The organism is Zoogloea sp. (assembly GCF_030157465.1).
GTDB lineage: Bacteria > Pseudomonadota > Gammaproteobacteria > Burkholderiales > Rhodocyclaceae > Zoogloea.
Genome location: NZ_JAOAUU010000053.1, coordinates 1 through 4701, shown reverse-complemented (window position 1 = coordinate 4701; position 4701 = coordinate 1). Strand labels below are relative to the sequence as shown.

6 protein-coding genes are annotated in these 4701 nt (G+C 66.8%); 3 read left to right on the top strand and 3 right to left on the bottom strand.

Annotated features, from left to right (window positions below; genetic code table 11):
• Positions 1-460: 460 nt before the first annotated feature.
• The 3 genes from Q1W26_RS05675 to Q1W26_RS05665 all read right to left on the bottom strand — a co-directional run bounded on the left by Q1W26_RS05675 (position 461) and on the right by Q1W26_RS05665 (position 2024).
• Positions 461-697, bottom strand: a complete 237-nt coding sequence (locus Q1W26_RS05675) for a hypothetical protein (RefSeq protein WP_300437015.1) — start codon at positions 695-697, stop codon at positions 461-463.
• Positions 681-1340 (bottom strand): class II aldolase/adducin family protein, encoded by a 660-nt coding sequence (locus Q1W26_RS05670; RefSeq protein ID WP_300437012.1) that lies wholly within the window; start codon positions 1338-1340, stop codon positions 681-683. The genes Q1W26_RS05675 and Q1W26_RS05670 overlap by 17 nt, the downstream gene beginning before the upstream one ends.
• A 246-nt stretch (positions 1341-1586) precedes the next feature.
• Positions 1587-2024 (bottom strand): Rrf2 family transcriptional regulator, encoded by a 438-nt coding sequence (locus tag Q1W26_RS05665; RefSeq protein WP_300437009.1) that lies wholly within the window; start codon positions 2022-2024, stop codon positions 1587-1589.
• 218 nt (positions 2025-2242) lie between these two features.
• On the opposite strand from Q1W26_RS05665, the gene Q1W26_RS05660 reads away from it, so the two are divergent.
• The 3 genes from Q1W26_RS05660 to Q1W26_RS05650 all read left to right on the top strand — a co-directional run bounded on the left by Q1W26_RS05660 (position 2243) and on the right by Q1W26_RS05650 (position 4498).
• Positions 2243-2638: a hemerythrin domain-containing protein gene (locus Q1W26_RS05660; RefSeq protein ID WP_300437006.1), complete on the top strand. Its 396-nt coding sequence runs from the start codon at positions 2243-2245 to the stop codon at positions 2636-2638.
• 99 nt (positions 2639-2737) lie between these two features.
• Positions 2738-4255 carry an aldehyde dehydrogenase family protein gene (locus tag Q1W26_RS05655; protein WP_300437003.1) on the top strand — a complete coding sequence of 506 codons (1518 nt, stop codon included), beginning with the start codon at positions 2738-2740 and terminating at the stop codon, positions 4253-4255.
• Positions 4256-4351: 96 nt separating this feature from the next.
• A complete protein-coding gene (locus Q1W26_RS05650) occupies positions 4352-4498 on the top strand; it encodes a hypothetical protein (protein ID WP_300437000.1) in 147 nt (48 codons plus the stop codon).
• Positions 4499-4701: the final 203 nt, after the last annotated feature.

Genomic DNA, 4701 nt, shown 5'->3' with positions numbered 1-4701 from the left:
GCAGAACTCGCCCTGCGGGCTCAGACAGCTGCGCCGGACTTCCCCGCCCGTTGCTCCGCTGCTCGGCGGTTCAGACGGGCTTTCAGAGGAGCACCGAGCCTCTCCGGAAGCCGATATGGCGACCGACCGTTGATCACCTGCATTTCCTGTCCCCTCTGACGTGCCGACTGGAGGTGATGACGGGCGGAAAAAGGGCTTCGCATGTTTGAGCCCGCAGGGCGAGTTTGCGAAGACCCCGCACGGCATTGCCGGAAGGAGGGAACCCCCGAAGGGGGCGCGGCAGCGGGGTACGTTTCTTTGCCTTCTTTCTTGTCGTACAACAAGAAAGAAGGTCGCCCGCCGGGGGCGAGTCCCCGGCCAATGTGACGCCAAATACCGGAAAGCCGCCCAGTAAAGGCTCAACCCCTTTGAATTCGACCGGGCGGGCTGAGTGTCCGGCCCGCCCCGGTTGCAAGAGGTGTCAGCCGGCCTGCAGGTTGCCCAGGGCGTGGTGGGCGGCCAGCCGGACGACGTAGCCGAGCTTGAGGAAGGCCGCCGAGACGGGCAGGGCCAGGTGTCCGGCGATCTGGGTGCCGAGGCTGAAGCGCTCTGCCAGGGGATAGGCAATCAGTGTCGAGACGATCATCCCCAGGATGGCCAGGGCCATCATGACCTGGCCCGTGGTGAGCACCTGGCGCGGGTTAGCGGGCATGCGCATGGCGGGCTCCCTGTGCGTGGGCAAGCGGCTGGCCGGCGGCCAGGGCGATGCGGCAGATGTGTTCCAGGCGCTCCACGTGCTCGAAGGCCTCCCAGGGTGTCTTGCCGACCGCGACGACGCCGTGGCGGTCGAGCCCGACGATGTGGGGCGGCGCGCCAAGGGCCGGGCGGAAGGCCGCTTCGCAGGCCTCGGCCAGCTCCTCGCTGGTGGCGGGCAGCGCGGGTACGTCGGGGCCGACCCGGGTGTAGCGGGTGACTTCCGGGAAGCCGGCCGACAGCTCGGCCAGCCGGTGTCCGGCGTACAGGGCGGCCACGATATGGGTGGGGTGGAGGTGCAGGACGGTGAGGTGCTGGCTGTTGAACAAAGCCTGCAGGCGACGGTGCAATTCCAGCTCGCCCGAAGGACGGGGCGTCTGCTCGACGCGCGGCGCCCCGCCGGCCGGGACCAGAGCAAACTGGGTCGGCACCAGCGCGTGCTTGATCAGGCCGCTGCCCGACACCAGAAAGCCACGGCGATCTGTCATGGCCACGGACACGTTGCCATCGCGGGTGCTGATCCAGCCGAGCTGGTAGGCCTGCCGCATCACGGCACAGGCCTGTTCAACCGTAAGGTGTTCCGGGGCGGCTCTCTCGTTGGGGGTCATCTTCATCTCCGTTCTGTGTGGAGCAGGGAATGTGTGAAGTGGACTTTAAAATGCATCTTTTAAAGAGTCAACTTAAATGAATCTTTAAGAAAGCCATGTTGCAAGGGCGGGGTTTGAACGCCGCCCGGCAGAACGGGGATGCGACGGGTTTGAGTTGTTGCGAGCCGCCAGACGGACGGCCGGCAATCACAAAGCGCTGCTGTACCGGGCACGAATGCGCCCGGCGATCGGGTGAATGGCGGGCGGTCAGGCCACCCGCGTCAATACATGCAGCAACTGGCGCTGCGAGGGGCTGAGCACCTGGGTGAGGGGAACCTTGTCCAGCGACGCAAGAAAGGCTTCCAGCGCATGGGCGAACACGCCTTTGAGATTGCAGTTTGCGGTGAGCAGGCAGCGGCTCTCGTCGCTGAAACATTCCACCAGCACGAGGTCTGTTTCCATTTTGCGCACCACGTCGCCGATCAGGATTTCACTGGCGGGCCGGGCAAGCCGCAAGCCGCCGCCCTTGCCGCGGATTCCTTCGACGAAGCCGTTGCGGATCAACTGGTTTACCACCTTCATGAGGTGGCTGCGGGATATCTCGAAGCGCTCGGAGATTTCCTGGATCGTCGGGAGGCGATGCTCGTTGGATGCCAGAAAGATCAGGACGCGCAGGGCGTAGTCCGTGTGCTGTGTGATGTGCATGGCCGGCTTCCGGGGCTGAGGGGTGTTCAAACCCTTTCAGTATAAGGGATTTTCAAAAAGAGTCATTTTCATTGACTCTTTAAAGGGTGCATTTTAAAGTCGATTGAAACACCCCGAATCCTTCAGGAGCACCCGCATGCATGCGCCGTACCGCCCCGCGTCCGATGTCCGGGGCAGGCGCATGTCGTCATCGATTTTTACGTGGATTGAGCGTCACCATGAAACGGATTCCCCGTCTCCTTGCCTTGTCCCGCGAACACCATACGGCGCTCAAGCTGGCCCGGCGCCTCGCCATCGATCCGGCAGCGGAAGTGCCCGCCGCAGTCGCCGGGGCGGTGCTTGCCGAACGTCCGGTGCTGCTCGGCCACTTTGCTGAGGAAGAGCGTGATCTGCTCCCCGAACTGCTCCGTTTCGGCGAACAGGCGCTAGCCGAGCGGCTGCTGGATGAGCACCGCCAGATGGAGATTCTCAGCGCGATGCACCACGACCCGGTGGCGCTGGAACGCCTGGGCGTGTTGCTCGCGGCTCACGTCCGCTTCGAGGAAAGAGAGCTTTTCGAGGCGCTGCAGCGGCATTGGGAGTTAGCCACAGAGGACGCCCCGCCCCGGGTCTGATCGCGGCGTGTCGTCGAATGTGCGGGGCCGGGATCGTTCCGGGGGCCGCTCAGTCAAACTTTGACGCCGTGCCTGAATGCATCCGGAAAGGAGTTCGCCATGTCCCGTCCATCGCTGTCTTTGGAGCTGGCCGGGATTTTTGCCGGCCTCGGCTTGCCTGTTCCGGTGGCGGGCGGGCTGGTGGTGCATTCGCCGATCGACGGCAGCGTCATCGGCGCGTGTGCGCCCGCCGGTGATGTGGCTGCGGCGGTGGGGCGGGCGCGGGCGGCCTTTTTGCGCTGGCGCGAGGTGCCGGCGCCGCGCCGGGGCGAGGTGCTGCGGCGCTTCGGGCTGCTGCTGAGGCAGCACAAGACGGGGCTGGGGCGGCTGGTGAGCATCGAGAGCGGCAAGATCCTGTCCGAAGGGCAGGGGGAGGTCCAGGAGATGGTCGACATGTGCGACTTTGCGGTCGGCCTGTCGCGCCAGCTCTACGGCCTGACGATGACGAGCGAGCGGCCCGGCCACCGGATGATGGAGAGCTGGCAGCCGCTGGGCGTGTGCGCGGTGATTACGGCCTTCAATTTTCCCGCCGCGGTGTGGGCCTGGAACGCGGCGCTGGCGCTGGTGTGCGGCGATTCGGTGATCTGGAAGCCGTCGTCGCGCACGCCGCTTACGGCGCTGGCCTGCCAGGGCCTGTTGCTGGAGGCGATGGCCGGGGTGGATGAGGCTCCGCCGGGGCTGAGCCAGTTGCTGGTGGGCGCAGCCGGCATGGGCGGGGCGCTGGCCGACCATCCGGATGTGGCGCTGGTGTCAGCCACCGGCTCGACGGCGATGGGGCGCAGCCTTGCGCCGCGGGTGGCGGCCCGCTTCGGCCGCTGCCTGCTGGAGCTGGGCGGCAACAACGGGATGATCGTGACCCCCAGTGCCGAGCTGGAACTGGCGCTGCGGGCGATTGTGTTTGCCGCCGCCGGCACCGCCGGCCAGCGCTGCACGACGCTGCGGCGGCTGTTCGTGCACGAATCTATTGCACCGCAACTGCTGGCGCGCGTGCAGGCGGCCTTCGCCAGCCTGACGGTGGGCAACCCGCTACAGGCCGGCGTGCTGGTCGGGCCGCTGATCGACGCGGCGGCGGTGGATGCCCACCGGCGGGCGCTGGCCCAGGCGCAGGCCGAAGGCGGCGTGGTGCATGGCGGCGAGACGGTGGCCGTGGCCGACTGCCTCGACGGCTGCTACGTGCGCCCGGCGCTGGTCGAGATGCCGGCCCAGAGCGCGCTGGTGTGCCGCGAAACCTTCAGCCCCATTCTTTACGTGATGCGCTACCGCCGGCTCGATGAAGCCATCGCCGCGCACAACGCGGTGCCCCAGGGCCTGGCGTCGTCGATCTTCACCACCGACCTGCGCGAGGCCGAACGCTTCATGTCGGCCGCGGGCAGTGACTGCGGCATCGTCAATGTGAATATCGGCCCCTCCGGCGCCGAGATCGGCGGGGCCTTTGGCGGCGAGAAGGAGACCGGCGGCGGCCGCGAAGCCGGCTCCGACGCATGGCGGGCCTACATGCGGCGCTCGACCAGCACGATCAATTACTCCCGCGATCTGCCCCTGGCCCAGGGGGTGCGTTTCGATCAGGGCTCATCATAATCAAGGGTTATCGAAATCAGAGAGATTGGTAATTGGACGCTATGAAGTCCGGCGCCGACAATTCAGGGTGTAAACACCCAGTCGGAGGACAGCACCATGAAAACGATCCATGCAGCCAGCCATGCCGCCCACTTCAGCGCCCACGAGCACCCGGCCCGTTTTGCGGTCGGCCTCGCGGTGGCCGGCCTGGGCGCGGCCCTTTTGGTTGCCGAAGCGGTGCGCATGCTCATCGGTGTGAGCTGAAATGCCTGCAGGCAGGGAGGCCTCCATGAACCACACCTACACGACGGCCGATGCAGGCCTTGTGCCGGCCGGCGACGGCACGGTGGCCGCGCTGGCCTGGCGGGATGCCTGGCGTCTGCAGGCACGCAATCATCCGTGGATGACCGGCGGCCTCGGCGTGGCGCTGGTGGCGGTGGCGCTGCTGCTGGCCGCGGGCGCCCGGG

What these genes read in the sequence shown, in the direction of transcription:
- Q1W26_RS05670 (WP_300437012.1), bottom strand. Translation starts at nt 1,340, where the DNA reads ATGACCCCCAACGAGAGAGCCGCCCCGGAACACCTTACGGTTGAACAG.
- Q1W26_RS05660 (WP_300437006.1), top strand. Translation starts at nt 2,243, where the DNA reads ATGAAACGGATTCCCCGTCTCCTTGCCTTGTCCCGCGAACACCATACG.
- Q1W26_RS05675 (WP_300437015.1), bottom strand. Translation starts at nt 697, where the DNA reads ATGCGCATGCCCGCTAACCCGCGCCAGGTGCTCACCACGGGCCAGGTC.
- Q1W26_RS05665 (WP_300437009.1), bottom strand. Translation starts at nt 2,024, where the DNA reads ATGCACATCACACAGCACACGGACTACGCCCTGCGCGTCCTGATCTTT.
- Q1W26_RS05655 (WP_300437003.1), top strand. Translation starts at nt 2,738, where the DNA reads ATGTCCCGTCCATCGCTGTCTTTGGAGCTGGCCGGGATTTTTGCCGGC.
- Q1W26_RS05650 (WP_300437000.1), top strand. Translation starts at nt 4,352, where the DNA reads ATGAAAACGATCCATGCAGCCAGCCATGCCGCCCACTTCAGCGCCCAC.